21 protein-coding genes are annotated in these 26,763 nt (G+C 72.6%); 10 read left to right on the top strand and 11 right to left on the bottom strand.

The annotated features are described in order from the left end of the window. Positions 1-40: 40 nt before the first annotated feature. From ABZ860_RS23685 to ABZ860_RS23675, 3 genes are all read left to right on the top strand, one after another. Positions 41-1,141 (top strand): exonuclease SbcCD subunit D, encoded by a 1,101-nt coding sequence (locus tag ABZ860_RS23685; protein WP_357223766.1) that lies wholly within the window; start codon positions 41-43, stop codon positions 1,139-1,141. Between the two features lie 67 nt (positions 1,142-1,208). Further along, on the top strand, positions 1,209-4,772 hold the full coding sequence (locus ABZ860_RS23680) for an SMC family ATPase (RefSeq protein WP_357223763.1): 3,564 nt from the start codon (positions 1,209-1,211) through the stop codon (positions 4,770-4,772). A gap of 318 nt (positions 4,773-5,090) precedes the next feature. Then, on the top strand, positions 5,091-5,513 hold the full coding sequence (locus ABZ860_RS23675; protein ID WP_357223761.1) for a DUF6294 family protein: 423 nt from the start codon (positions 5,091-5,093) through the stop codon (positions 5,511-5,513). Positions 5,514-5,577: 64 nt separating this feature from the next. Here ABZ860_RS23675 and ABZ860_RS23670 read toward each other — a convergent pair whose 3' ends face one another. Then, positions 5,578-6,861: a hydroxyacid-oxoacid transhydrogenase gene (locus ABZ860_RS23670; protein ID WP_357223758.1), complete on the bottom strand. Its 1,284-nt coding sequence runs from the start codon at positions 6,859-6,861 to the stop codon at positions 5,578-5,580. Between the two features lie 91 nt (positions 6,862-6,952). On the opposite strand from ABZ860_RS23670, the gene ABZ860_RS23665 reads away from it, so the two are divergent. The 3 genes from ABZ860_RS23665 to ABZ860_RS23655 all read left to right on the top strand — a co-directional run bounded on the left by ABZ860_RS23665 (position 6,953) and on the right by ABZ860_RS23655 (position 9,258). Then, a complete protein-coding gene (locus tag ABZ860_RS23665) occupies positions 6,953-7,738 on the top strand; it encodes a GntR family transcriptional regulator (RefSeq protein ID WP_357223755.1) in 786 nt (261 codons plus the stop codon). 49 nt (positions 7,739-7,787) lie between these two features. Continuing rightward, positions 7,788-8,768: a pyridoxal-phosphate dependent enzyme gene (locus ABZ860_RS23660; protein ID WP_357223752.1), complete on the top strand. Its 981-nt coding sequence runs from the start codon at positions 7,788-7,790 to the stop codon at positions 8,766-8,768. A 133-nt stretch (positions 8,769-8,901) separates the two neighbouring features. Continuing rightward, a complete protein-coding gene (locus ABZ860_RS23655) occupies positions 8,902-9,258 on the top strand; it encodes a hypothetical protein (protein ID WP_357223749.1) in 357 nt (118 codons plus the stop codon). A gap of 179 nt (positions 9,259-9,437) precedes the next feature. On the opposite strand, the gene ABZ860_RS23650 is transcribed toward ABZ860_RS23655, so the two are convergent. After that, the gene (locus ABZ860_RS23650) at positions 9,438-10,157 is read right to left on the bottom strand and encodes a M50 family metallopeptidase (protein ID WP_357223746.1); all 720 of its coding nucleotides are present in this window, start codon (positions 10,155-10,157) and stop codon (positions 9,438-9,440) included. Between the two features lie 79 nt (positions 10,158-10,236). Between ABZ860_RS23650 and ABZ860_RS23645 the strand changes: the two genes are divergently transcribed. Continuing rightward, positions 10,237-10,731, top strand: coding sequence for a GNAT family N-acetyltransferase (locus tag ABZ860_RS23645; protein WP_357223743.1), 495 nt, complete (start codon positions 10,237-10,239; stop codon positions 10,729-10,731). Here ABZ860_RS23645 and ABZ860_RS23640 read toward each other — a convergent pair. From ABZ860_RS23640 to ABZ860_RS23615, 6 genes are read right to left on the bottom strand one after another with little or no spacing between them, the layout of a single operon-like run. Continuing rightward, entirely contained in the window at positions 10,701-11,756 is a 1,056-nt protein-coding gene (locus tag ABZ860_RS23640) for a cupin domain-containing protein (protein ID WP_357223740.1), read from the bottom strand. The genes ABZ860_RS23645 and ABZ860_RS23640 overlap by 31 nt on opposite strands. A gap of 6 nt (positions 11,757-11,762) precedes the next feature. Then, on the bottom strand, positions 11,763-13,991 hold the full coding sequence (gene asnB, locus ABZ860_RS23635) for an asparagine synthase (glutamine-hydrolyzing) (protein WP_357223737.1): 2,229 nt from the start codon (positions 13,989-13,991) through the stop codon (positions 11,763-11,765). Then, positions 13,991-15,403, bottom strand: a complete 1,413-nt coding sequence (locus ABZ860_RS23630) for an MFS transporter (RefSeq protein ID WP_357223734.1) — start codon at positions 15,401-15,403, stop codon at positions 13,991-13,993. The genes asnB and ABZ860_RS23630 overlap by 1 nt, the downstream gene beginning before the upstream one ends. A gap of 30 nt (positions 15,404-15,433) precedes the next feature. Further along, the gene (locus tag ABZ860_RS23625) at positions 15,434-15,919 is read right to left on the bottom strand and encodes a hypothetical protein (RefSeq protein ID WP_357223732.1); all 486 of its coding nucleotides are present in this window, start codon (positions 15,917-15,919) and stop codon (positions 15,434-15,436) included. Beyond that, on the bottom strand, positions 15,916-16,185 hold the full coding sequence (locus ABZ860_RS23620) for a PqqD family protein (protein WP_357223729.1): 270 nt from the start codon (positions 16,183-16,185) through the stop codon (positions 15,916-15,918). The genes ABZ860_RS23625 and ABZ860_RS23620 overlap by 4 nt, the downstream gene beginning before the upstream one ends. A 28-nt stretch (positions 16,186-16,213) precedes the next feature. Next, positions 16,214-16,933 carry a class I SAM-dependent methyltransferase gene (locus ABZ860_RS23615; RefSeq protein WP_357223727.1) on the bottom strand — a complete coding sequence of 240 codons (720 nt, stop codon included), beginning with the start codon at positions 16,931-16,933 and terminating at the stop codon, positions 16,214-16,216. A 605-nt stretch (positions 16,934-17,538) separates the two neighbouring features. Here ABZ860_RS23615 and ABZ860_RS23610 point away from each other — a divergent pair. After that, positions 17,539-18,630 carry a magnesium and cobalt transport protein CorA gene (locus ABZ860_RS23610; protein WP_357223725.1) on the top strand — a complete coding sequence of 364 codons (1,092 nt, stop codon included), beginning with the start codon at positions 17,539-17,541 and terminating at the stop codon, positions 18,628-18,630. Positions 18,631-18,658: 28 nt separating this feature from the next. Here ABZ860_RS23610 and ABZ860_RS23605 read toward each other — a convergent pair whose 3' ends face one another. Both ABZ860_RS23605 and ABZ860_RS23600 read right to left on the bottom strand, forming a co-directional pair. Then, positions 18,659-20,617 (bottom strand): AarF/UbiB family protein, encoded by a 1,959-nt coding sequence (locus ABZ860_RS23605; protein ID WP_357223722.1) that lies wholly within the window; start codon positions 20,615-20,617, stop codon positions 18,659-18,661. Positions 20,618-20,740: 123 nt separating this feature from the next. Beyond that, positions 20,741-22,045, bottom strand: coding sequence for a hypothetical protein (locus ABZ860_RS23600; RefSeq protein WP_357223720.1), 1,305 nt, complete (start codon positions 22,043-22,045; stop codon positions 20,741-20,743). 237 nt (positions 22,046-22,282) lie between these two features. On the opposite strand from ABZ860_RS23600, the gene ABZ860_RS23595 reads away from it, so the two are divergent. Then, the gene (locus tag ABZ860_RS23595) at positions 22,283-24,496 is read left to right on the top strand and encodes a thiamine pyrophosphate-dependent enzyme (RefSeq protein WP_357223717.1); all 2,214 of its coding nucleotides are present in this window, start codon (positions 22,283-22,285) and stop codon (positions 24,494-24,496) included. A 12-nt stretch (positions 24,497-24,508) separates the two neighbouring features. On the opposite strand, the gene ABZ860_RS23590 is transcribed toward ABZ860_RS23595, so the two are convergent. Next, positions 24,509-25,099, bottom strand: a complete 591-nt coding sequence (locus ABZ860_RS23590) for a TetR/AcrR family transcriptional regulator (RefSeq protein ID WP_357223714.1) — start codon at positions 25,097-25,099, stop codon at positions 24,509-24,511. Between the two features lie 46 nt (positions 25,100-25,145). On the opposite strand from ABZ860_RS23590, the gene ABZ860_RS23585 reads away from it, so the two are divergent. Then, positions 25,146-26,720, top strand: a complete 1,575-nt coding sequence (locus ABZ860_RS23585) for a carboxyl transferase domain-containing protein (protein WP_357223711.1) — start codon at positions 25,146-25,148, stop codon at positions 26,718-26,720. Positions 26,721-26,763: the final 43 nt, after the last annotated feature.

Below are 26,763 nucleotides of genomic sequence, written 5' to 3'. Positions count from 1 at the left end.
TGGCCGCGTTTGTCGGCGGGACCTGTTAGCTTCCTGCGACATGCGTGTCCTGCACAGCTCCGACTGGCACCTCGGCCGGTCGTTCCACCGCGAGAGCCTGCTCGGCGCCCAGGCCGCGTTCGTCGACCACCTGGTCGAGACCGTGCGTGCCGAGCACGTGGACGTCGTGGTGGTCTCCGGCGACGTGTACGACCGCGCCCTGCCTCCGGTCGACGCGGTCGCGCTGTGCAACGAGGCGCTGGCCAGGCTCAAGGCCCTCGGCGTGCACACCGTGCTGATCAGCGGCAACCACGACTCCGCCGTACGGCTGGGCTTCGGCGCCGACCTCATGGAGCGGGTGCATCTGCGCACCGACCCCGCACGGGCCTGGGAACCGGTCGTGATCGGCGAGGTGGCGTTCTTCGGCATCCCCTACCTCGAGCCCGAGCTGGTCAGGGGGCCGTGGGAGCTGGCCGAGCGCAGCCACACCGCCGCCGTCACGTACGCGATGGACCGGGTGCGGGCGCATCCTGCGGCGCGCAAGGTCGTGCTCGCCCACGCGTTCGTCACCGGGGGACAGGCCAGCGACAGCGAGCGGGACATCAGCGTCGGCGGGGTCGCGCACGTGCCGTTGAGCGCGTTCTCCGGGGTCGACTACGCCGCGCTGGGGCACCTGCACGGCCGTCAGGTGATGAGCGAGACGGTCCGCTACAGCGGCTCGCCGATCGCCTACTCCTTCTCCGAGGCCGGCCACACCAAGGGTTCCTGGCTGGCCGACCTCGGCACCGGCCGGACGGAGTTCGTCCCCGCCCCGGTGCCCCGGCCGGTGAGCACGGTGCGGGGCCGCATCGACGACCTGCTGACCGACGGCCGCTTCGAGCGGTACGAGGACCACTGGCTACAGGTGACGCTGACCGATCCGGTGCGACCCCGCGAGGCCATGGAGCGCCTGCGCCGGCGCTTCCCGCACACGCTGGCGCTCGCCTTCCAGCCGGACGGCGTGGCGGAGGGACCGGCGGGCCGGGCGAGGATCGCCGGCCGGGCCGAGATCGAGGTGGCGCTCGACTTCGTCCGCGAGGTCCGCGGTGAGCCCGCGGACGACGACGAACGGCGCCTGCTGCAGGAGGCGGTCGAGGCGTGCCGCATCAAGGAGAGCGCATGAGCGAGCGAATCGGGCGAATCGGTGGGCGCCGGCGGACCGCCCGGACCTGGACGAGTGAGGAGGTCCGGTGAGGCTGCATCGGCTGCGCCTGGTCGCCTTCGGGTCGTTCCCCGGGACGGAGGAGGTCGACTTCGACGCGCTCGGCGAGGCGGGCCTGTTCCTGATCCACGGGCCGACCGGCGCCGGCAAGACGACCGTGCTCGACGCCGTCTGCTACGCCCTGTACGGCAGGGTGCCGGGCCAGCGGGAGAGCGCCAGGAGCCTGCGCTGCGACCACGCGCCGCCCGACCGCGGGCCGTCGGTCACGCTGGAGCTGACGATCCGGGGCAGGCGGCTGCGGATCACCCGTTCGCCCGCCTGGATGCGGCCGAAGCTGCGGGGTTCCGGCCAGGTCGAGGAGAAGGCCAAGGCCCGGATCGAGGAGCTGACCGAGCCCGGCGGGCAGTGGATCGTCCGCAGCACCCGCAGCGACGAGGCCGGCGACTTCGTGAACACGCTGACGGGCATGACCGCGGCCCAGTTCTGCCAGGTCGCGATGCTGCCGCAGGGCGAGTTCGCGAAGTTCCTGCGGGCCGGCGGCGAGGAGCGGCGGGAGCTGCTGGAGCGGCTCTTCTCGGTGCGCGTGTTCAGCGACGTGGAGCGGTGGCTGGCCGACCACCGCACGCGCACGTGGCGGGAGGCGCAGGAGCTGGGCCAGCGGGTCGAGTCGGTGCTCGATCGCATGCGCGGTGCGGCGGGCGACGGCCTGCCGCTGCCCGAGGACGCCGACGACCCGGCCGCCTGGGCGGAGGAGGTGCTCGACCTCGCCCGCGGCGCGCTCGCCGGCGCGGTCGCGGCCGGCGCGGCGAGCCAGGAGGCGCTGTTGTCGGCGCGCGCCCGGCTGGAGGAGGGCCGGGCCCTGGCCGACCGGCAGCGCAGGCACGCCGCCGCCCTCGCCCGGCGGCAGGAACTCGACGCGGCGGCGGACGAGCGGTCGGACCTGGAGGCGATGCTCGACGAGGCCGCGCGGGCCGACCGGGTGGCGCCGCTGATCCGGCAGGCCGCCCAGCGGGCGGAGGCCGCCGCCAAGGCGAGGCGGGTGGCCGCCGACGCCGTGCTCCGCGCGCTTCCCGGCCTCGGGCCGGGGCCCGACGGGGAGCCGGGCGCGGAGCGGCCGGGTGTCACGCGCCCCGGTGTCACGCGGCCCGGTGTCACGCGCCCGGGCGTCGTGTGGCCGGGAGCCGAGGGCGTCGCCGGGTCCGGCCCGCACGGGCCGGACACCGAGCGGATGGACACCGAGCGGATGGACACCGAGCGGATGGACACCGAGCGGCCGGATCCGGAGCGGCTGGCCGTGCTGGAGCGGGAGCGCCGCGACGAGGTCGCCCGGGTGCGCCAGATCCTCCCGGAGGAGGCGCGCCTGCGGCAGGTGCGAAGCGAGCGCGCGGACGCCGAACGCGGGCTGGCGGAGCTGGCCCGGGAGGAGTCGGAGCTGACGCGGCGGCTGGCGGCCCTGCCCGCCGAGCGGCTCGACGTCGATGAACGGCTCGCCCGGGCACGTACGGCGGCGGCGAGCCTGCCGGGCCTGACGGCCGCCAGGGACGCCGCGCTCCGGCTGCGGGAGGTCACCGGGCAGGCCGCGCTGCTGGACGCCGACCTGGCGCGGCTCGCCGAGGACGAGGCGCGGGCACTGGCCGCGCAGGCCGAGCTGCCGGAGCTGCTGGGCGGCGCCGAGGAGCGGCTCAGGGGCCTACGCGACATGGCCGCGCGCGTCCCCGCGCTGGAGGCCGCCGCCCAGATGGCGGGGGAGCGGCTGGAGGCCGCGCGGTTGCGCGACGCCCTGACCGCCGAGCTTGAGGTGGCCGAGCACGACCGGCGTGCGGCCGTCGACCTGGCCCAGGAGCGTCGCGACCGGCTCCAGGAGGTCCGGCAGGCCAGGATCGACGGCATGGCCGCAGAACTGGCGGCCGGGCTCGTGGCCGGGGCGCCCTGCGCCGTCTGCGGCGCCACCGAGCACCCCCGTCCCGCCGCACCCGCCGGACGGGCCGCGACCGCGGACGACGAGCAGGAGGCGCAGGAGGCGTTCGAGACCGCGCAGCGGGCCCGCGAAGAGGCGGAGACGACCGTCGCCGCCCTGTCGTCGCGGCTCGGCGACGCGACGGCACGCGCCGCGGACCTGTCCCAGGTGGACGCGTCCGCCGCCCTCGCGGACGCCCGTGAGGAGCTGGCGCGGCTGCAGGCGGCCGAGACGGCGATCGCGGCGGCCGAGGCGGAGGCCGGGCGGCTCGCGGCGGAGCTGGAGTCGGCCCGCGACCGGGCGGCGGAGCTGACCGGGCTGCTGACCGAGACCAGGACCAGGCGGGACGCCCTGCTCGCGGAGGGCGAGCGGCTCGCCGCCGCCCTGGAGGGCGACCTCGCGACGGCGGAGGCGGACCTGGAACGCGCCCGCTCCCTGGCCGCGGCCGAGGAGGAACTGAGCGCCCGCGCCGCCCGGCTCGCGGCCGAGCTGGATGAGCTGGGCGCGCGGGCCGCGCGCACCGGTGCGGCGCTCGCCGAGGCGCGCGCGCACCGGGACAGGCTGGAGGCCGACGAGCGCAGGCTGGCCGAGGTGATCGACGCCGCCCGGGGCGAGGACCCCTCGCTCGCCGCGCGGCTCGACCGGCTGCGTGAGGAGGCGGACCTGCTGAGGGAGGCCGCCGAGGCGGCGGCCGAGGCGGCGGCCGCGGACCGCGAGAGCGAGACGGCGCTGGCCGAGGCGTCCAGGGCGGCCACCGGCGAGGGGTTCGCGAGCGTGGAGCACGCGACGGCCGCCGTGCGCACGCCGGAGGACCGGGAGGCGATGTCCGAGCGCCTGGGACACCTGGACGCCGAGCGGGCCACGGTCGAGGGACTGCTCGCCGACCCCGAACTGGTCGCGGCGGCGGCCCGGCCCGCCGCGGACCTGCCGGAGCTGGAAGCCGGCCACGAGCGGGCCGAACGGGACCACACCGCCCGCGCCTCGGCGCGCGACCGGGCGAGGGGCAGGCTCGACCAGCTCACAGGGCTCGCCGGCGAGCTGGACGCCGCGCTGCGCGCCTACCGGCCGGCCGAGGAGCGGCACCGCCTTGCGCGCCGGCTCGCCGAGCTGGCGACCGGCACGTCCGGCGACAACCGGTGGCACATGAGGTTGTCGGCGTACGTGCTGGGCGAGCGCCTCCGCCAGGTCGTCGACGCGGCGAACGAGCGCCTCGACCGCATGTCGAGCGGGCGCTACCTGCTGCGGCACGACCTGAGCCGGTCCGCGGGCGACCGGGGCCGGTCGGGCGGCGGGCTGGGTCTGCGGGTGCTCGACGCCTGGACCGGCGTGGAACGCGACCCGGCCACGCTCTCGGGCGGCGAGAGCTTCATCACCTCGCTCGCCCTGGCGCTGGGCCTGGCCGACGTGGTGACCGCCGAGGCGGGCGGCGCGGAGATCGGCAGCCTCTTCGTGGACGAGGGCTTCGGCACGCTCGACGACGAGACGCTCGACGATGTGCTCGACATCCTCGACGGTCTGCGCGAGGGTGGCCGGGCCGTCGGGGTGGTCAGCCACGTCGCCGAGCTTCGGGTGCGCATCCCCGCGCAGCTGCGCGTGGTCAAGGGCCGCTCCGGCTCCACCCTGTCGCACCGCTGACCTTCCGCGCCTCTCCCATCGGTTCCGGCGGTCCCGCCTGCCGTCGGCCGTGAGGCGCACAACCGGCACGACGCCCTCATCTCGAGGACCGCAACCCGCCGGCTGACCTCCCCGCCCGCGCTCCTGCAGTCCGACGGCCCGGGTCAGGGGCAGGAGCGGTCACCGGTAAGAGAAGGTCAAGCACTCTGCAACCGCCCGGCCCTATCAATGGCGTGCGAGGCCCGCGGAACCCACCACGGGGCTCCGCCTGACAGCCCGGGCGGCACAGCCGCCGACGAGAGGTGAGACGTGATGAAGAGCATCCGCAGGAGCACGGTCATGGCTGTAACCGTGGGCGCCCTCGCCCTCGGTCTGGCGCTCCCCGCCGGCCCGGCCGGCGCGTCCCCCGCCTACAAGACGTTCACCTGGAAGAACGGCTCGATCGCGGGCGAATGCCAGATGTACAGTGGCGGCGCCGGCTGGACGGCCCCGACGTGGACCCTCTATCCGGACGGCACGGCCCGTTTCGACGCTACGCTCACCAGTCTGTCAGGCGACGACGCCTGGCTGATGTGGGCGCATCTCAAGGACGAGAACGGCGCACTGCTCGCCGACATCCACGTACCCGGCAGCACCAGCACCAAGTTCGTCAAGAACCTGCCCCTCGCCTACCCGCGGAAGTATCGGTGGCTGGCCGAGGGCCGCTTCGACCCCAGCTTGTACCCCCTGATCGAGCGCATGTCGCTGAGCAAGCACTGCTGAGCGCCGGTCACCGCCGAGGACCCGCCGGAGCGGCGGGTGAGGGAGAGGGCCGGACGCGCCGGGCTCACCAGAGGGCGAGCGAACGGGTCAGGATGCCGGCGAGGTCCTCCTCCCGCACCGGCCTGGGGGAGGTGGTGAGCAGGCGCTGCTGCTTCATGGCCCCCTCCACCAGCGCCGGTACGTCGGCCTCCGCGTATCCCACGCCGCCGATGCCGTTCGGGATGCCGATGTCGCGCATGAGCGCGGTCAGCACGCCGGGCAGGAACTCCGCCGGCTCGTCCGGCTTCGCCGCCGAGGGATCGAGCAGCTCGGCCGCGCGCAGGTGCCGCGCCGGGTCCGCCTCATAGGTGAACCGGAACGCCTCCGGAGCGGTCAGCGCCACGGCCATGCCGTGCGGCACCATCGGCTCGCCGCCGGGATAGCCGCGCGGGTGGAAGTCCTTCACCCGGCCCGCGATCGGATAGGCGTTGGCGTGCGGGATGTGCACGCCCGCGTTGCCGAACCCGAGCCCCGCGAACGTCGCCGCCAGCGCCATCGCGCCCCTCGCGTCCGCGTCGTCGCCGTGTTGTACGGCGGTGCGGAACGAGCCCGCGAGCAGCCGGATCGCCTGCTCCGACCACATGTCCGCCACCGGGTTCGACCCGCAGTAGGGCACGCGCTCCTCCGGCCGCCTGCGCTCGTAGGAGGTGTACGGCCGGGCGGTGTAGCTCTCCAGGGCGTGACAGAGGATGTCCATTCCCGCCGCGGCGGTCACCTCGGGAGGCTGCGTCATCGTGAGGTCCGGGTCGACGACGGCCAGCACGGGACGGAGGCGGGCGTGGCTGATCCCCGTCTTGACCTTCAGGCCGAGCACGTCGAGCACGCAGATCGTGGTGCTCTCCGAGCCGGTGCCCGTGGTCGTGGGCACCGCGACCAGCGGCTTGAGCGGAACAGAGGGGGCGCGCCCGGCGCCGATCGGCGCGTTGACGTAGTCCATCAGCTCGCCCGGGTTCGTCGTCAGCAGGTTGACGGCCTTGGCCGTGTCGATGCTCGACCCGCCGCCGACCGCCACGAAGGCGTCCCACGGGCCGCTCGCACGGGCGTGCCCGATCGCCGCGAGCACGCTCTCGTCGGTGGGCTCGACGTGTACGCCGTCGTACACCTCCGCGTGTATGCCGAAACCGGCGATCTGCTCGGCGATCCGCGCCGGAGCGCCCGTCGCCGCCACGCCCGCGTCGGTCACCACCAGCACGCGGCGCACGCCGTACTGCCCGAGGTCGAAGCCGATCTCGGCGGACGCGCCGAGGCCGAACTTCAGGGCCGGCGCGCCGTAGGTGAAGACGGACTCGGGATTGCTCGGGACGATCAAGATCGCTGGGCCTTTCACTCGAGAGGGTCATGAGGGCACACAGTCCGGGGGCCTACGCGCGGGATATCCGATGGGCAACCTGACATGTAGCATGCTGCATGTCAATGCGCCGCCGTACGCGGGCGGGCCCGACCCTCCGGAGGGTGGTCAGACGGTGCGAGCGGTCGCCGGCACGTCCAGTCTCACCGAGCAGGTCATCGAGGCGGTCAGGGAGGCCATCCACTCGGGGGAGCTGCGGCCCGGAGAGCTCTATTCGGTGTACCGGCTGGCCGAGCAGCTCGACGTCTCCCGCACCCCCGTACGCGAGGCGATGCTCCGGCTGGCGGAGGCCGGCCTGGTGCGGTTCGAGCGGAGCCGGGGTTTCCGCGTGCTGCGCCGCGATCCCCGGGAGATCGCCGAGGTCTTCCACCTGCGGCTGCTGCTCGAGGTGCCGGCGACCAGGAGGGCGGCCCGCCACGCCGGTTCCGGCCTGGCCCGCACGCTGCGCGAGGAGCTGGAGGCCATGCGCGCCGCGGCGGCCGACCACGACGAGCCGTGCTTCATGCGGCACGACCGGGCCTTCCACGACGCGATCCTGGCCGCGGGGGCCAACCGGCGCCTCGCCGAGGTCGTCGCCGGGCTCAGGGACGCCACGGCGACGCTGGGCGCCTCCACCGTCGACCGCTCCCGCTCGCTGGCGGACGTCGCCGCGGAGCACGAGCCGATCCTCGCCGCCGTCCTCGGGGGCGACCCGGACGCCGCCGCCGCGGCGATGCGCGCCCACGTGGCCCACACCGGCGAGCTTCTCGTGGCCCAGGCCGCCGCCGAAAGCGGCCGGTCGGCCGACCCCGACGACATCGCCCTCATCCGCGACACAGCGGACGAATCTACGATGTAAAGGACCTAGCGGGCTGCGGCGATGAGCGGACCGCGCACATGATCGGCACATGGGCCAGAACCGATCGGTACGAGACGTCGTCATCCCCCGGCGTGACGACCTGGAGAACGCAAGGCAGGTGGTCCGGGCCCACCTGCGCCCCACCCCGCTGGACCTGGGCGCGGGCACGCCCGGCGACCCCACGCTGAAGCTGGAGGGCCTGCAGCCCACGGGGTCGTTCAAGGTCCGCGGCGCGCTCAGCGCCGTGGCCGCCGCCCCCGCATCGCGTGTGGTGACGGCGTCGGCCGGCAACCACGGGCTCGGCGTCGCCTTCGCCGCGAACGCACTCGGCCGCCAGGCCACGGTGGTGGTCGCGCGCACCGCCTCGGCCGCGAAGACAGACCGGCTGCGCCGCCTGAACGTCGACCTGGTGTGCACCGGCGAGAGCTTCGACGAGGCGGAGGAACACGCGCTCGCACTCGCCGAGGCGCCGGGGTGCTATTACGTATCGGCCTACAACGATCCGTACGTCATCGCGGGTCAGGGCACGATCGGGCACGAGCTGGACGAGCAGCTCGACGGGCCGCTGACCGTGGTGTGCCCGGTCGGCGGCGGAGGGCTCGCCTCCGGACTGGGGCTGTGGGCGGCGGGCCGCGGGGACGTACGTGTCGTCGGGGTGGAGGCCGCGGCCTCCACCGCCGTGTCCTCGGCGGTCGCCGCGGGCCGTCGCGTGCCCGTCGAGGCCGGCCCGACCCTCGCCGACGGACTGGCCGGGAACATCGAGCCGGGATCGGTCACCGTCGATCTCGTCGCGCGACATGTGCATCGACTGGTCACGGTGACCGAGGACGAGATCCGCGCCGCACTGCGTTACCTGGCCGCCGAGCGTGGACACGTGGCCGAGGGGGCGGGAGCGGCGCCGGTCGCCGCCCTGCTCGCCGGAAAGGTCACCGCGTACGGACGGGTCGTGGCGGTGGTCTCGGGCCGCAACATCACCGCCGCCGCGCTCGCGTCCGTCCTCGCAGGCGGCCGGGGCGATGACGTCGCCTGATTTTTTCCGGGTGGTGTCGAATGGCGCCGCGCCGGTTCGTGGTCACGATGAGAGGCCGGACTGCGCCCGGAGGTCTGCGGACGCGACAGGCACGTCTGGAGCAGGAAGCCGGAGATGAGAGGACCGAGCCGAGATGACCGAGCTGACGAGGAGCGTGCACACCGTGGACCAGGAGAACGTGAGCGCCACCCTGACTGTCGCCGCGCCCGCCGAGAAGGTGTTCGCGGTGCTGGCCGACCCGACGACCCATTCCGCGATCGACGGCACCGGCTGGGTTCGGGAAGCCGTCAACCAGGCGCCGCTGACCGAGGTGGGGCAGCTCTTCCGGATGGACATGCATCACGCCGACCATCCACACGGTGACTACCAGGTGGTCAACAAGGTCGAGGTGCTCGATCCGCCCCGCGCCGTCGGCTGGCTGACGGGGCAGGAGAAGGGCGACGGCCGGCTGGAGTTCGGCGGCTGGATCTGGCGTTGCGGGTCGTGGTGAGCGGGAGGCCGGCACGGCGGGACCCGGCACCCGGATGTACTCCTCCTCGTACAGGTTCTCGTACGTTCCCCTCGGCAGCCGGCGCCGCTCGAACAGGTCCACCGCATCGTCCCAGGCGAGGTGACTCGATCGCCTTCGCGCGACCCTGCAGCAGGGAAGCCGTCGCGGTGGCCGGCAGCTCAGAGAGGCAGCCAGCGGGCGGTGAGGAGATAGCCGCCGTAGACGAGCGCGGCGGCGGAGACGACCAGGAACAGCAGCACCCAGAGCGTGCCGGGCACGCGGGTCAGCCGGGCGAGCTGGTCGGCGTCGGAGTCGGGGGCGCGGCCGCGGCGGCGCTTGGTCTGCAGCTCCAGGATCGGCCGTACGCCGCCGAGCAGCAGGAACCACGCGGCGACGTACGCGCAGGCCGACTGGACGTGGGGCGGGGCGAACCACGACAGTGCGAAGACCGCGCCGCCCACGGCGAGCAGCGACACGGCGCCGAAGAAGTTCCTGATCATCAGCAGCATGCACGTCAGCAGCGCGAGCACGGCCCACAGCAGCATGGTGATCCGCCCGCCGGACACCAGCCAGGCCGATCCGAGCCCGATCAGGGAGGGCGCGACGTACCCCGCCGCGGCTGTGGCGATCATGCCGGGCCCCGTCGGCCTGCCCCGGGTGAGCGTCACGCCCGAGGTGTCCGAGTGGAGGCGGATGCCCCGCAGCTTGCGCCGGGTCAGCACCGCGACCAGCGCGTGGCCCCCCTCGTGCGCGATCGTGATCATGCCGCGGGAGATGTGCCACGACGCCGGGTAGGCGACGACGGCGAGAGCGGCGAACCCGGACAGGACGACCAGCCAGAGCGGGGGCGCGATCTGGGTGGCGGTCAGGTGGTTCCACACGGCCTTCAGGGGGTTCACCCGGAGATCGTACGGCCCGCCGCCCCCTGGCCGCGGACGCGCGCACCACCCGGCCGGCGTTGATCGGTACACTCCGGGCATGCCCACCGCCGAGCGAGCCGTCAGCGTCGGTCCAGCGGAGCCCGCGGATGCGGAGTCCGTCAGGAGCATCCTCGCCGAGTCGTGGGGCGGCCCCCACGTCGCCGTTCACGGCGAGCTCATCGACGCATCCGCGCAGCGAGCGTTCCTCGCCAAGATGGAGGGGCGGCCCGTGGGACTGCTGACGTACCGGGCGGTGTCGGACGCCGAATGGGAGATCGTGACGCTCGACGCGGTGGAGGCCGGGCGGGGTGTCGGGCGGGCCCTGCTGGACGGGGTGCGCGCCGAGGCGGTGCGCGAGGGCGTCAGGCGGCTCTGGCTGATCACCACGAACGAGAACACCCACGCCCTGCGCTTCTACCAGCGGTACGGGTTCGACCTGGTGGCGGTCCACCGCGACGCGGTCGAGGCCGCGCGCGGGCTGAAGCCCTCCATTCCCACCCACGCCGACGGCATCCCGATCCGTCACGAACTCGAACTCGAACTGCTCCTCTGACGTGACGGCTGAGACGGTGCCGCGGGCGGCACCGCGTTCAGCATGCGCGCGAACCCGAGGGAGCGGCGGAACGAGCCCTGGGTCTCCTGGTAGGGATCGAGCGCCTGGTCGCGTTCCCGCAGCAGGTCCTCCGGGGTGAGGCGGGACAGCCGCGACCCGGCCTCGCGCAGCGCGCGTTCCACTGTGGCGCGGGCGCCGGGAGTCAGCTCGCCGTCCGCGTCCGTCCAGACCAGCTCGCGCCACTCGTCGAGGTCGAGCAGACTGCGCCGGACGGCGTGCTGGACGAGATCGAGCCAGGTCGGCTGCCCGAGCGTGATGTTGATCGAGAGCGTCGCCTCGCCCGAGGCGGTGCAGTGCCACAGGCCACGCGGGAGGAAGAGCATCGAGCCGGGGCGCAGCACGACCTCCCGGCCGTCGGGCAGCCCTTCGGCGGGCGGCTCACCGGTCCAGACACGCTGGACGCCCTCGGGCAGGTACGGATACTGGGCCAGGTCGTAGTGCTGGATCGGCAGTGTGGTGTTCTCGTTCTCCCGGACCCGCCACACCTTCTCGCCGGCCACCTGGAAGACGAAGTTGACGTACGCGTCGAAGTGGACGGGGAAGCCGCCGCCGTGCTTGGCCGCGTAGACGATGCCCTTGGCGACAGTGCCCCCCGGCAGGCCGAAGAACTTCCGCGCGGCGGACACCAGGTGGGACATGCCGGGCAGGAAGAAGTGCGCGAAGTCCATCTCCAGGGCGGCCCCCTGCTCGTACCACGCGAGCGCCTCGCCGGGGGGGACCAGGAATCGGTCGGTGATCCCGCCGGTGGCGTCGACGACGCAGGCACCCACCACCATGACCGGGTTGTCGTACACCGCGAGCACGTCTTCCAGGCTGGTCATGGCCCGTCCTCCGGTGAGGGCGGCCAGGCGCTCGGGGGAGCCCTCCGCCGTGACGAACCTGTCCGGCCAGTACTCCTGCCGGAACTTCTCGATGCCGCCGACCGGTTCGAAGAGGAGGTCGAGCGCCTCGGTGCTGTCGTTCATGGCCTCTCAGCTTTCTGTGAGTTCGGCGAGTGCGTAGCGCAGCAGCGATTCGGCCGCCGTCTCGACCTGTTCCTGAGGGAAGCCGGTCGAGCCGGCCAGTTCGGCGATCGTCCGGGGCGCGGTCAAAGCGCGCAGCACGTCGAAGAGCGCCGGATCGGCGTCCCGCGTGACCTCGTACTCGATCGTGCCGGCCCGCGCGATCAGGAGCGTCTCCTGCGCGTCCTGTCCCGGGCCGTGGGGGGTCAGCAGGACGACGTCCCCGAGGAGGCCGACGACGGTGTCCGCGCCGATCCGCGGCCGTGACTCCCGCACCCGGGCCCGTGAGGTCTCCTCGTCCACGCCGGGGGAGGCGGACAGGGACGACGCGGGGGCCGAGAGCGTGCCGCCGGCCGGCCGCGCGTGCCCCTCGGGGGAGGCGAGCACCGTCTCCAGGGCGCCGAGGGAGATCAGGCGCAGGACCTGCTCCAGGCCCGCCCCCAGCGGATGGTCGAGGGCGTGCCGGATCGCCGACCGCAGCGCGTCCGGGTCGAGGACCGTCCCGGAGACGGCTCCGGCCGTCGCCGCCTCGACCAGGGTGTCCCCGTGCCGGGCCAGCAGGTTGCGCAGCATGGCGAGGGCGACGGTGCGGTCGGCGGCGTAGAAGAACGGGGCCTTCTTACGCTCGGCGATCTCGGGCGGCACGAGGCCGCGTACGGCGTCGCGGAGTATCCGCTTGTCGTCGAGGAGAACCGGGCGCAGGCGGGCCGGGAGGCGGATCGAGAACTCCACCAGGTCGACGTCGAGGAAGACCGGCCTGCTTTCCGCGGCGTACGCCGAGGCCACGCGGTCCTCGTGCCAGCAGTTGAACCGCTGGAGATCGGCCGCCTTTCCCAGGATGTAGCCGTCGTAGGGATCGCCCGCCCGCCCGCCGAGCCGCTCGGCCAGCCATTCCGTGCGCAGGCAGGGGCCCACGGCCTCCTCCAGCGAGCCGTACGAGCCGGGGAGCGCGTCGAGCAGGGAACGCCGCACGCGGGAGGTGAGCGCCGCCTCGAATCCCGCCCACGAGCCGTCCCCGGCGAGGTTGACGACCGTGGAGTAGCCCCCGTTGAACTCGTCGCTGCCCTGGCCGGTGAGTATCGCCTTGAAATCCATCCCGGCGGCCCTGGCCGACGCCAGCATCAGCAGTTTGTAGAACTGCTCGGGTCCCGCGAGCGGCGTCTCGGCGCACCGCAGGACCCACAGCCAGTCCTGCGCGGTCAGGCCGCGTTCGACGTCGCAGGTGTCGACCCAGTGCAGGTCGATCCCGAGCTTGCGCGAGGTGTCCACGGCCGCGGCGAAGTCGCCGCTCTCGACGGTGCTCGGGCTGAGCACGGTCCACGCCGTGAGCTCCCGTTCCCTGGCCGCCAGCGCGGCCACGGCGACGGAGTCCACCCCACCGCTGAGGAAGACGGACATCGGCGTCTCCGTCATGCAGGAGCGCCGCACCGCCTGCTCGAACAGCCGGCGGTACTCACGCGTGTACGCCTCCGGCTCGCTCGTCGCGACCGGCGAGGGGACGACCTCGACCGGGGGCCGCCAGTGCTCCCACGCGCGCTCCTCACCCGTACGGAGGTCGATCGTCACCCCGCCGCCGGCGGGCACCGTGCGCGCGTGCAGGAAGTACGTCTGGTCGGTCTGCGTGGAGACGCCGCCGGTGATGGTGAACGAGGAGTCGCGCAGCGCCCGGCCCCAGTCGGGGGTGGCCGGGGTGCCGCCGGCGAACAGCCCCTTCAGCTCGGACGCGACGTGGATCCGGTCGCCCAGCCGGGAGTAGTAGAGGGGCTTGACGCCGAAGGGGTCCCGGACCAGGTGCAGCTCGTGACGCTCCCGGTCGAGCAGGCACGCGGCGTACATCCCCCGCAGCATCGGGAAGACCTTCTCCCGGTGCTCGGGGAACAGGTCGTGGACGACGGCGCAGTCCGACGTGCCGGTGACCGGCCGCCCGGGATCACGCGCGCGCAGCTCGGCATGGTTGTAGATCTCCCCGTTGACCATGGTGAGCAGCCGGCCGTCCGGGGAGGCGAACGGCTGCCGCCCGTCGGCCAGCCCGAAGACGGCCAGCCGCGCGAACCGCAGCGCGTGCCCCGCGCCGTCGGCCGCGTGGTCGCCGTCGGGTCCGCGGTGCGCCATGGCACGGATCATCCGGTCGGCCGCCGCCCGGTCCTCGTCGTCCAGGACACTCCGGCCGATGGCGAACACGGCCGCGATGCCGCACATCACTCCACCTCCTGGACCGCCAACGGCCGTGCCGCGAGCGCTCCGGCGGGCCGCTGATCCGACCGGCGCTCCGCGCGGCGCGCCAGCAGCAGGGCCAGCAGGAGAAGCAGCGCCGAGATGACGAGCACCCATCGATATCCCGCGGTGTCGAAGCCGCCCGTCCGGCCGTCCTCGACGAGCCGCCCGAAGGCCGCTCCCGCCAGCCCGCCCGGGAGGAACTGGGCGAGCTGAAAGAACCCGGCGAAGGTTCCCGTGTCGCCCTCCGGCATCGCGCGCATCCCGAGCTTGTTGAGGCCGGGCGTGAGGAGGACGGAGCCCACCGACGACAGGACGAGCGCGGGGACCGCCAGGTAGAGCATCGTGCCCGGCCCGCCGGGCAGAAACAGCAGGATCGCCGCGATGACCAGCACGACTCCCACGCTCAGGGACCTGGACAGGTCGGCGTCGGACCGGCGTCCGCCCCACCCGCCGAGCGACACCCGGATGATCGCCGAGGCGAGCAGCAGCGACCCGGCCAGCGCCGCCGGAAGCCGCCCCGACTCCCGCAGGTGGCTGGGCAGGAAGAAGAAGACGGCGTTGACCGCGGTGAAGACGACGAACCCGCGCGCCATCGCGACCAGGAAGTCCCGGTGCCGGAACAGGGAACGCGGGGCGAAGCGCCGGTCGTCGGCGGCGCGGCTCTCCAGCAGGCGGAAACACGCGGTCGCCACCGCCAGCACCGACAGCCACGCGTACCCGCGGCCGGACGCCCATTCGCCGGGCATCAGCAGCGCCTGCACGCCGACGACCATCGCGGCGAACAGCACGGCCGCGGCCAGCGGGAGCCGCGCGGTGCCGCCGCCCTCGGGAGGGCTCGCGGGGATCAGGACGAGCGAGGCGATCGCCGCTAGGATCCCGACGGCGCACATGAACCAGAAGATCATCGGCCAGGCGCCGAACTGGAGGATGAGCCCGCCGATCCCCGGGCCCACGACGTTGGCCGCCGCGATCACCGACGCCATGATGCCGAAGGCCCATCCGCGCCGTTCCTCGGGCAGGACCTGGCGGATGATCACCGACTGCGCGGGGACGATGAACGCGTCCGCCAGCCCTTGCAGCGCCTGCCAGCCGAGCCACAGGCCGAAGGTGCGGGTGGTCGCACTGCCGACGGCCGAGACCAGGAACAACGCGAGTCCCGTGAGGATGAGCGTGCGGGGCCGTACGGATCGGCAGAGCCGGCCAAGGGTCGGCATGCCGACCCCCAGGGCGGTCCAGAAGACGACGTGCCGCCACTGCAGCGACTCGTATCCCACCCCGAAGGTCCGGACGAGGTCCGGCTGGGCGAGGTTCAGCATGGACGTGCTCATCACGCTGGCGATCACGGCCGCCGAGGTCGCCAGCACGATGAGACGGGCCGGGCGGGGCGTTCGCATCCCGGCTTCCTGTCCTGTCCGGGCGCTCATCTACGCCCCTTCCGTGTCGTCCGGCGTGAGTTCGGCGATCTCGTAGGAGCCGGCCGGGGTGACCACCGCGCGGATGCCCTGCAGCGAGAGCTGCCGCGTGGCCAGCAGCGCCGCGTAGGAACGAATCTCCTCGATCGCGACGCCGAACAACGCGGCGGTCTCGAGCTGCCGGTCGGCGTACCAGACGAGACTGCGGATCCGGTACCCCGGCCTGTCCGCGAGCTCCGTCACGTCGACCTCGTCGTAGAGGAGCCGGCGGCCGGTGGCGAAGCGCTCGGCCGCGAGCTTGAGCCGTTCCTCCGCCGGGAGCCGCGCCAGCTCCGCGTACAGGCCCAGCTCCTCGTACGGCCGCTGAACCCACTGGGCCAGGTCCTCCGCGCTTCGGCCCGTGTCCCTCGCGAGCGCGATCAGCAAGGCGATGTAGTTGACCATTCCGTTCGCGCGCGAACGGGCGAGAGACTGATAGTCGATGCCGCCGGCCGTCACGGCGACACGATTTTCACGACGTTGAACTCGACGAGCTCCGAGGCGGTGCCGATCACGTCCGGAAGGCAGTCGTCGAGGCTTATCTGATATTCGCGGGTAACGGCTTCGGCCACCTGCTTGAGCGACCTTTCACCGTCGAACTGACTGAAGATGAAAGAGGCCACCTCGTTGAGGGAGATACCCGGGTCGATCACCATTCCCTTGAGATATCTCCGGGGTTCGACGCCGGGTGCCGGAGCGACGATCGTGTCGGCGGTGATGGCCACGGAACGGTCCTTTCATTGTGGACGGCGATCAGCGGGTCTTTCTGATGACGAGTTCCCAGGAAACTGCTCCCAGCTCCTTTTCGCTCACCGCCGGGAGTGGCCGGCCGGGCGGGAAGTCGTCGATGGCCGCCATGACGTCCTCCTCCTCCAGGACGAAATCCCGCAGCGTGAATTCCGACACTCCTGCGGATTGGACGAGTGCGGCCACGGCGGAGCGGTCGACGCTCTCCTCGAACGCCTCGGCCACGAATCGGAAATACTCCGGTTCGACGACCGTCTCCTTGATGATCGAGCCGGCGTCGCGCCGGGCTCCGTCGGTGTCGGTCAGGTAGAGGAGTCCGCCGGGCCGCAGGACGCGCAGGCACTCTTCCAGGCCCCGTACGGGGTCGGCCCAGTGGTGGAAGCAGGAGTAGGAGACCACGAGATCCGCGTGCCCGTCCGGATAGGGCAGGTCATGCACGTCGGCGAGGTCGAAGAAGACCTTGCCGGGAGGGTCGAGCCGCTCGCACGTGGCCCTGGCGATCTCGTGCATCGCGGGGTTGACGTCGACCGCGTGGACGACGTCGGCGTGGTCCCTGGCGAGGTACGCGGTCAGGTGACCGGGGCCGGTGCCCATGTCGATCGCCACCTCGGCCCGCGAGCCGAGGCCGTGAATCCGCGAAATGCGGGCGGAGAGGACCGGGTAGACATACCACTGGTACTTCTCGACGAACTCGGCATAGGTCTTGCATTCGGCTGCAGTGATCACTTGGTCCTCTTGGATGGGCTGGGACGGGGGTTTCACTGCGGCATATCCTGCGACGGAAGTATGCCGGATAAAGAGTCGGGGTCAGCGAATCAGTGGCCGCCGTCGACGACCATGCGGCGCAGCTCGATCACGACCGGCTTCACGTAGGACTTCATGACACACCTCCTCTCCGATGGCGAGAGCGAGTGGTGCGTACGTTTCACATCAGTGGCCGCCGTCGACCACCATCCGGCGGAGTTCGATGACGACCGGCTTCACGTAGGACTTCATGACACACCTCCTCTCGCGATGCAGGAGAAGGGGTAAGGCCCCGTTTTCGGCTGTCGACGTCCCCCGTCCCAGCCCTGTAGGGATGGTACGAAGCCGATGAGAAATCGGTCAAGAGCCTTTTTTGGTTCGAGTTTCAACGGTCGGCTTTTCTTCCCGCCTTTCTCCGGCGGTGACGGCGTGGCCTGGATTTTCGGTTAGCCGGAAACGGACGGGACGCGCGGGTGCCCGGAGCGTGCCCACGCCGGATGGCGGGGGCCGGCGCCCCGTACGAGGGCGGTTACCTTCTAGGTGTGGCTGAGCGGCGTATGCGTGGACTGCGCGGATTGAGTGGGCTGATGAGGGCGAAACCGGAGCAGGCTCCCGAGCACTCCATGGACCCCCGTGCGAACGAGGGGGAGACGTTCAGGCAGAGCGTGATCGACAACGCGGTGTACGTCGACGGTGAGCGCGTGGACTCGCCGCTTTCCCTGGGCGACGCGATCGCCTCGCTGCGCTCGCGGCCGAAGGCGATGGCGTGGATCGGCCTCTACCGGCCGGAGGAGGCCGAGCTGATCAAGGCGGCCGAGGAGTTCGGCCTGCACGAGCTCGCCATCGAGGACGCCATCGTCGCCCACCAGCGGCCCAAGGCCGACCGGTACGGCGACACGCTGTTCGTGGTGCTGCGGGCGGCGCAGTACCTCGACCAGCCCGAGAAGGTCGCCTTCGGCGAGCTGCACGTCTTCGTGGGCCCCGACTTCGTGCTGACCGTACGGCACAGCGAGGCGCCCGACCTGTCCAAGGTGCGCCGGCGCATGGAGTCGGACCCCGACCTGCTCCGCCAGGGGCCGCAGGCCGTGCTGTACGCGATCCTCGACGCGGTGGTGGACGGCTACGCGCCGGTGGTCGCCGGGCTGCAGAACGACATCGACGAGATCGAGGTGCAGGTCTTCGGCGGCGACCCCGCCGCGCCCCGGCGCATCTACAGCCTGTCGCGGGAGGTCATCGAGTTCCAGCGGGCGGCCAGCCCCCTGGTCCCGATGCTCGACGGCTTCATCGCGGGCTCGCCGAAGTACGGTGTGAACGAGGAGCTGCAGCGCTACCTGCGCGACGTGTCCGACCACGCCATCACGGTCACCGAGCGCGTGGCGGGCTTCCGGCAGATGCTCCAGGACATCCTCGTCGTCAACTCCACACTCGTCAGCCAGCAGCAGAACGAGGAGATGACCAAGCTCACGGCCGCGAGCATCGCCCAGGGCGACGAGGTCAAGAAGATCTCGGCGTGGGCGGCCATCCTGTTCGCCCCGACGCTGGTCGGCACGATCTACGGGATGAACTTCGACCACATGCCCGAGCTGCACTGGCTGCTCGGTTACCCCGTGGCGATCATGCTCATGGGGGTCGTCTGTCTCACGCTCTACCTGGTCTTCAAACGCCGCGACTGGCTCTGATGCGCATACGTTCGACCCGCTGACGGGTTCACTCCTCCCGGCGCTCACGGAAGATCGCCACGAGCACGCGCAGCGCGAGGACGGCGCTCACCACCAGCAGGTTGTAGCCGATGAGCTGGTAGAGGGTGACGGCGGGGGTCACCCGTGGCCCGCGCTCGGAGTCGAGCAGCAGCACGGCCATGATGCCCGCGGTGGCGGCCAGCACCGTCAGGAGGGCCTGGTGCAGCAGGCCGGTCATGTGCCGCCGGTCCCGGGCGTCGGCGAACAGCCGCACGTTGACGCTGAACCTGCCGCTCTCCGCCGCTCCGACGATGCGGTCCACGCTTCGGGGCAGCCGCCGCAGGAGGGGCAGCAGGCGCACCGCCTCCTGGACCACCGCGGTGCGGATCTCCTCCCGGCTGCCGGGCGGGGACAGGCGGCGGCCGGCGAAGTCCCGCGCCTCCTTCACAATGTCGAACCCGGGCGCGAGGCCGGTGAGCGTGCCCTCGATCGTCCCGAGCGCCCGGAACACCGCCGCCACCTCCGGCGGCACTGACAGCTTGTGGGCGAAGACCAGGCGGAACAGGTCGGCGAACATCCGGGAGTCCGGGGCGATGCCGGGCACCAGGTGGCGGGCCATGAAGCGGCCGATCTCGCGCTCCAGCTCGCGCTCGTCGATCTCGTCCGGGCGGGGCACCAGCTCAAGCAGGGCGTCGCCGACGCCCGCGGGGTCGGCGAGGTCCAGCGCGGCGAGCAGGCGCTGGAGCGCGGCCCGCAGGGTGCCGTCGAGACGTCCGACAGACCCGTAGTCCAGCAGGGCGACGCCCCCGCCGGACAGCAGCATGATGTTCCCGGGGTGCGGGTCGGCGTGGAACACCCCGTTCAGCAGGATCTGCTCCAGCAGCGCGTGCAGCACGGTCCTGGCGACCTCCTCGCGTTCGGAGGGGCCGAGGCCGTCCCGGCCGCTGGCGAGCGGAACGCCGTCCAGCCGTTCCATCACGAGGAGGCGGCGGCCGCTCAGCCGCGGATGGGGCACGGGCGACCGTACGGCCGCGTCCTTCGACGTCGCGGCTACGGCGGCCATGTTCGCCGCCTCGACCCGGAAGTCGAGCTCCTCGCGCAGCGCCTCGGCGAAGCCTCGGGCGAGGTCGCCGAGCCCCACTCCGCGGGCCCAGCGCGTGCGCCGCTCCGCCGTGCGGGCGAGGCGGGCCACGATGTCCAGATCCCTCTCCACCACGGGGGCGATCCCGGGGCGCTGGACCTTGACCACCACTTCCTCTCCCGACCGCAGCCGCGCGAGGTGGACCTGCGCGATCGACGCCGCCGCCAGCGGCGTGCGCTCGAACGAGGCGAAGACCTCCTCCACCGGCCCGCCCAGCTCGCCGGTGACGACGCGCTCGATCTCCTCCCAGGGCGCGGGCTCGACCCGGTCCTGCAGCAGGCGCAGTTCCTCGACGAACTCGGGCGGCAGCAGGTCGCCGCGGGTGGACAGGATCTGCCCCAGCTTCACGAACGTGACCCCGCCCTCGTCGAGCGCCTCGCGCAGCGAGCGGGCCAGCCGTAAGCGGCTGGAGGGGGCGCCCAGGTCGGGGTCGCGGCCGCGCAGATAGGGGCCGAGGCCGTGGCGGACGAGAATCCGGGTGATGCGCAGGTAGCGTCGTGATCGTCCTGCTCGCCGCCGGATCGCGGTCACCGCCTCCAGGGGGCCCGGGATCGATCCCGTCGGCACGAGGGCCTCGGCGATCGCCAGGAACACCATCGAGGCCAGCAGCGCGCAGGCGAACGCGAGGATGATGAACCACAGCGGGGTGATTCCGGCCTGGTTCCCCACCACCGGGCCGACCAGGGCCTGCGAGACCGGGCCGACCAGCAGGACGGCGAGGGCGGCGCCGAGCAGCGTGCGGACCGTCCCGAAACGCAGTCCGAGAAGCCGCCGGGCGGCCAGTGCGAAGGCCGCGACCATCACGACGGCCGTCACCACGAAGGCGATCAATATCAACGCGTCCAACCGTCGCCCCCGATGCAGCGCTCGCCGTGATCGCCGAAACTCTAGCCGTCGCGCCCGTCCGGCGATCGCGGGCGTGAACCGGCCCGGGGCGTGCGGCACGCCCCGGGCCGGCTCAATAATCCTCTAGCGCTTCACGCGCACCCAGTCGCTCCGGCTGGTGGAGCGATCGGCCTCGCCGTTCCCGGCGAAGACCACCTTCCAGTAGCCGGACGCCGACGCCTTGGTCGTGCCCCAGAACTTGCCGGTGCTGTTCGTCCACAGCGTCTTGACGTAGTGCCAGGAGCCGCCGGCCTTCTTGAACCACACGGTCACCCGCTGGTGACCGTAGCCCTCCCAGCCGTCGTCCCACGCCTGGAGCTTGCCCCGGAAGGTCAGGTACCGGTGATACCGGACCGGCTCCGGAGCGGCGTTGAACTGGACGACCCGGGTGTCGGCCTTGGGCGTGGGCGGCGGAGGCGTCGGCCGGGGCGCGCGGACCGTCACGTAGTCGGTCGCGCTCGCCGAGTAGCCCGCCCCGCCGGCGCCCTCGAACTCGGCCCGCCACCAGCCGGAGGTCCTGGCCGTGACGTCCGCCGAGAAGCGGCCGTAGGAGTCGGTCCAGTCGGAGGTGACGTACTGCCAGCGGTAACCGCCGGCCGGCTTGAACAGGATCTTCACCTGCCGGCCCGGGTAGCCGCTCCAGCCGGCGAAGCCGGAGATCTCCAGCCGGCCGCGCAGGCGCAGCGTGTCACCGGCGTCGACGGGCTCGGGGGAGGCGTCGAATCCGGTGATCCGGGTGCGGCTGGCCTGGGCCCTGACGTCGACCCGGTCGCTGTCGCTCGTCGCGGGCTCGGCGTCGGAGGCGCCCTCGAACTCGGCGCGCCACCAGCCGGTCCCGTCCGCCCTGCGCTCGACCGAGAAGCGGCCGTGCCGGTCGGTCGTGACCGATCCGACCCGGCTGTAGGAGCCGCCGGCGGGCTTGAAGGCGATGTACACCCGCTGCCCGTCGTAGGCCTGCCGGCCGCCGCCGTCCCGGTAGGTCAGCGCGCCGGTCAGCCTGATCGGGTCGCCCCGGTCGACGACGTCCGGCGCCGCGTCGAAGTCGAGGTCGGTGGTCCAGTGGACCTGGAACTCCTTGCTCGCGGTGCCGCCGCCGGCCCGCACCTCCAGCTTCCAGGCGCCGGGCTCGTCCCTGAAGGTGAAGCCGTACTTGGCCGTGTAGGCGCCGGGACCCGTGGGGTCGGGATCCAGGCTGACGGTGCGGCCGTCGCGGTCGACCAGCCTCGCCGCGCCCTCCTCGGACGCCGTGTAGGTGAAGGTCGCCGTGGTGCCCGCGCCGCCGGCGACGACGACGGGACTGGGGGAGACGGTCAGGTCGCCGGGACCCGCCGCCGTCGCCGCGCCGGCGGTGGCCGGGAGCGCGACGAGGGCCGCCCCTCCCAGAGCCACTGCCGCTATCGCGGCATGAATGCGTTTCAACATTCCGGTGAACCATCCTTCCCGGTGGTTGAACGCGGCCTGAGGGTGCCACGTCATTCATAACGAGTAGACGGGCGAACACCGGCGACGGTTGAGCCCGCTGACTTATCGTCATCGATTTGTGTCAAAGGCAAGATCCATAACCGATCGTGTACGGAGTTGCCACTGCGCGGGACGGAGCGTGCATCGTGCGACATAATCGGCCGTGTGGTGCGGGACGCTGTGGAGACGCATTTCGCCGAGGCCGTCGGGGCGCTGACCCCCGGACCCTCCCGGGACCCGGACCTGCCGGTGCGGCCGGGCACGGGCCTGACGGGCACGCGGTGCCGTGAACTGTTCGCCGTGCAGCTCGGCAGCCGGCTCCTCGACGTCGCCGCCCGCCTCATGCGTGAGCGCGACGAGGGCTTCTACACGATCGGGTCGTCGGGGCACGAGGGCAACGCCGCCGTGGCCGCCGCGCTCCGCGTGGACGACCCCGCGCTCCTGCACTACCGGTCCGGCGCCTTCTACCTGACCCGTTCGGCCCAGGCGGGGCGGCTGGCCGAGGAGGGCCTGCGCGACGTGCTGCTGGGGGTCACGGCGTCGGCCGAGGAGCCGATCGCGGGCGGCCGGCACAAGGTGTTCGGCCACTCCGGTCTCGCCGTCATCCCGCAGACCTCCACGATCGCCAGCCACCTGCCGCGCGCCGTCGGCGTCGGCTTCGCGATCGAGCGGGCCCGCGTGCTCGGCCTGCCCTCGCCCTGGCCCGGGGACGCCGTCGCCGTCTGCAGCTTCGGCGACGCGTCGATGAACCACGCCTCCGCGCTGACCGGGCTGAACACCGCCGCGTACGGCCGCTTCCGCGGGCTGCAGATCCCGGTGCTGTTCGTGTGCGAGGACAACGGACTCGGCATCAGCGTGAAGACGCCGCCGGAATGGGTCGCGCAGGCCAGGCACCCTCTGCTGGAGTACTTCCAGGCCGACGGCTGCGACGTGGCCGAGACCTACGACGTGGCGCTGCGCGCCGTCGAGCACGTGCGCGTCAACCGCGCCCCGGCGTTCCTGCACCTGCGCACCGTGCGCCTGATGGGCCACGCGGGCTCCGACGTGGAGATCGGCTACCGCACCCGCCGGGAGATCGCCGCCGACCTGGACCGCGACCCCCTCGTCCGTACGGCGCGGCTGCTGGTGGAAACGGGCCTGGCCGAGCCCGAGGAACTGCTCGCACGCTACGAGGCCGAGCGCGACCACGTGCTGAAGCTGGCGTCGGAGTGCGCGCGGCGGCCCCGGCTGGCGACGGCGGCGGAGGTGATGGCCCCGCTCGCGCCGCGCCGTCCCGAGGCGGTGGCCGCCGAGGCCGTGCGGTCCGCGCCCGCCGAGGCGCGCGAGAGGGCCTTCGCCACGCTGCCGGAGCAGGAGGGCAGGCTGACGGTCGCCCAGGCGGTCAACCGCGCGCTGGCCGACGAGATGGCGCTGGACCCCGGGGTCCTGGTGTTCGGCGAGGACGTGGCCCGCAAGGGCGGCGTGTACGGCGTGACGCGCGGGCTGCTGCGCAGGTTCGGGGCCGAGCGGGTCTTCGACATGCTCCTGGACGAGCAGGCGATCCTCGGCCTCGCGCTCGGGGCCGGGGTGTCGGGGCTGCTGCCGGTGCCGGAGATCCAATATCTGGCCTACCTGCACAACGCGCTTGACCAGATTCGCGGCGAGGCGTCGACCATGCAGTTCTTCTCGCAGGGCGCGTATCGCAATCCCCTGGTCGTTCGAGTCGCCTCATATGCCTATCAAAAGGGCTTTGGGGGACATTTCCATAATGACAACTCAATTGCCGCGTTGCGCGATATTCCCGGCGTGATCGTCGCGTCTCCGGCGCGGCCCGACGACGCGGCCGCGATGCTGCGCACCTGCCTGGCCGCCGCCCGCGCGGACGGCAGCGTCTGCGTGTTCCTCGAACCGATCGCGCTGTACCACACCCGTGATCTCTTCGAGGAGGGCGACGGCGGCTGGCTCGCGCCGTACGCGCCGCCGGCGCGCTGGGCCGAGACGCACGTCCCGGTCGGCCGCGCCCGCTCCTACGGAGACGGCCGCGACCTGACCATCGTCACCTACGGCAACGGCCTGCGGATGAGCCTGCGGGCGGCGGTCAAGCTCACAGCGGAGGACATGGGCTGCCGGGTGCTCGATCTGCGGTGGCTGTCGCCGCTGCCGGTCGACGACCTCGTGCGCGCGGCCGAACTGACCGGCCGCGTGCTGATCGCCGACGAGACCCGCCGCAGCGGCGGCGTCTCCGAGAGCGTGATCGCGGCGCTCGTCGACAACGGCTTCCGGGGCCCGATCGCCCGGGTGACCTCACAGGACAGCTTCGTGCCGCTCGGCCCCGCCGCCGACACCGTCCTGCTGTCGGAGTCCGACATCGAACGCGCCGCCCGCCGGCTGCTCGCCTGACCGGTCAGGCGGTCAAAGCCGCGCCAGCGCGGCGCGGGCCATGGTGCGGAGCAGGTCGGCCATGGCCTCGGGGGCGAGCTCACGGGCGCTGCGCGGGGTGGAGTTGAGCAGGCCGAAGACCGCATGCGTCGCGGCGCGCAGCCGCGCGGGCGGGCACGCGGGGTGCAGTTCGGACAGCACGGTTACCCACTCCTCGACGTAGAGCCGCTGCAGCCGCCGGATGGCCCGCCGGGCCTGCTCCGGCACGTTGTCGAGCTCGCGCTCGTGGACCCGGATGAGCGCGGGGTGAGTCAGCGCGAACTCGATGTGCCCGGACAGCAGCGCGTCGAGCGCGGCCTCCGCGGTGTCCGGGTCGGCGGTGGTGGCCAGCCGCGCCCCCTGCTCGCGCAGCCGCTCGCTGATGTCGAGCAGCATCTCGGTGAGCAGGGCCTCCTTGCCGCTGAAGTGCCGGTAGAGCGCCGGCCCCGACACGCCCACGGCCGCGCCGATGTCCTCGATGGACACGCCGTGGAAGCCGCGCGCCGCGAAGAGGTCCGCGGCCGCCTCCAGGATCTCGGCCCGCCGATTGCGGGTAGGGGTCTTCACGGTCCTCCCGGTCTTCACGGCACCATAGTAGACGGAGTCTGTTAACGATGATTAACATCCGAGCATGAGCACGAGTGACTGGCCGGTGCTGGAGAGCCGGTGCGACCCGGGCGGCGAGCCGTACAAGCGCAACGCGGAGGCGAACGAACGCCTGGTGGCGGACCTGCGGGAACGGCTCGCCACGGCGGCGCGCGGCGGCCCCGAGCGGGCCAGGGCCAGGCACGTCCAGCGCGGCAAGCTGCTGCCCAGGGACCGCGTCGACACGCTCCTCGACCCCGGCGGGCGCTTCCTGGAGCTGTCCCCGCTCGCGGCCACCGGCATGTACGACGACCAGGCCCCGGCCGCCGGGATCATCACCGGCGTGGGACGCGTCGCCGGGCGCGAAGTCGTGATCGTGGCCAACGACGCCACCGTCAAGGGCGGCACCTACTACCCGATCACGGTCAAGAAGCACCTGCGCGCCCAGGAGGTCGCCCTCCACAACAACCTGCCGTGCGTGTACCTGGTCGACTCGGGCGGCGCCTTCCTGCCGAAGCAGGACGAGGTCTTCCCCGACCGCGAGCACTTCGGCCGCATCTTCTACAACCAGGCCACCATGTCGGCGCGGGGCATCCCGCAGATCGCGGCCGTGCTCGGCTCCTGCACCGCGGGCGGCGCGTACGTCCCGGCGATGAGCGACGAGGCCGTGATCGTCCGCAACCAGGGCACGATCTTCCTGGGCGGGCCGCCGCTGGTGAAGGCCGCCACCGGCGAGACCGTCACGGCCGAGGAACTGGGCGGCGGCGAGGTCCACGCCCGCGTCAGCGGCGTCACCGACCACCTCGCCGAGGACGACGCGCACGCCCTGAAGATCGTGCGGGACATCGTGTCGACGCTCGCACCGAAGAGCCCCCGCCCCTGGGAGGTCGCGCCCGCCGAGCCGCCGCTGTGGGACCCCCGCGACCTGTACGGCATCGTCCCCCAGGACACCCGCCAGCCGTACGACGTGCGCGAGGTGATCGCCCGGGTGGTCGACGGCAGCCGGTTCCTGGAGTTCAAGGCAGAGTACGGCCCGACCCTGGTCACCGGATTCGCCAGGATCCACGGGCACCCCGTGGGGATCGTGGCCAACAACGGCATCCTGTTCGGCGAGTCGGCGCTCAAGGGGGCGCACTTCATCGAGCTGTGCGACCGGCGGTCGATCCCGCTGGTGTTCCTGCAGAACATCAGCGGCTTCATGGTCGGCAAGGCGTACGAGGCCGGGGGCATCGCCAAGCACGGCGCGAAGATGGTGACGGCGGTCGCCTGCGCCCGGGTGCCGAAGTTCACCGTGATCATCGGCGGCTCGTTCGGCGCCGGCAACTACGCGATGGCCGGCCGCGCCTACTCGCCCCGCTTCCTGTGGATGTGGCCGAACGCCCGCATCTCCGTCATGGGCGGCGAGCAGGCGGCCACCGTGCTCACCATGGTCGGCGACGCCGACCCGGACGAGATCCGGGCCCAGTACGAGCACCAGGGCAACCCCTACTACTCGACCGCGCGCCTGTGGGACGACGGGGTGATCGACCCGGCGGACACCAGGACCGTCCTCGGCCTGGCGCTCGGCGCCGCCGCGAACGCCCCCCTCGAACCCGTCGGCTACGGCGTCTTCCGGATGTGAGGCAGTGTCGATGACTCGTTCACCAGCTCCTCGTTCGCTTCGC

This window comes from Microbispora sp. NPDC046973, assembly GCF_040644495.1.
GTDB lineage: Bacteria > Actinomycetota > Actinomycetes > Streptosporangiales > Streptosporangiaceae > Microbispora.
The sequence above is the reverse complement of the archived record's forward strand: the minus strand, read 5'-3'. Positions and strand labels throughout refer to the sequence as shown.